General features: G+C 59.0%; 1 protein-coding gene. It reads right to left on the minus strand.

The features are described 5' to 3' along the window. Positions 1-656 (minus strand): LysR substrate-binding domain-containing protein (locus K5E19_RS23310; protein WP_221553298.1); only part of this gene is annotated, 656 nt, incomplete at both ends.

The raw sequence follows: 656 nt of genomic DNA on the forward strand, positions 1-656 counted from the left end.
ACATAGTTGCGTTGCAGCTGTCCGCGCTTAAGCCCCAGCCAGACGGTGTTGGCATCAAACAGATGACGGGTATCCAGGCGCACCAAATCCCCCAGCTCGCGCTCGCCGCCGGACTGTTCCGCCACCAGACCGATGCCAAGCCCCAGCTCTACATAGGTTTTGATCACATCCGAATCCTGTGCGCTCAGCACGATATCCGGCGTCAGCCCTTTGCGATTAAAGGCTTCGTCGATACGCGAACGGCCGGTAATGCCCTGCCGATAGGTAATCAGCGGCCATTTGACAATGTCTTCGAGCGTGAGGGGCGAAACCTGATGAAGTGGATGGTCGACGGGCAATAGCAGGCTGTGGTGCCAGCGGAACCAGGGGAACGCCACCAGCAGTGGATCGTTACTCAGGCGTTCACTGGCGATACCGATATCCGCCCCGCCGTTTTGCAGCAGCACTTCGATCTCCTGCGGAGTGCCCTGAATCAGCTCCAGCCGGACGTCCGGAAACAGCGCACGAAATGCCTTGATCACCGGCGGTAAACTGTAGCGCGCCTGCGTATGGGTGGTGGCGATTGTCAGCACCCCGGACGCGTCGTTAGTAAAGAGATCCGCCAGGCGACGAACGTTGCTGGCTTCGTTGAGTATGCGCTCAGCGATGGTCAGTAA

Origin of the sequence: Enterobacter sp. RIT637 (assembly GCF_019718755.1) — a bacterium.
Lineage (GTDB): Bacteria > Pseudomonadota > Gammaproteobacteria > Enterobacterales > Enterobacteriaceae > Enterobacter.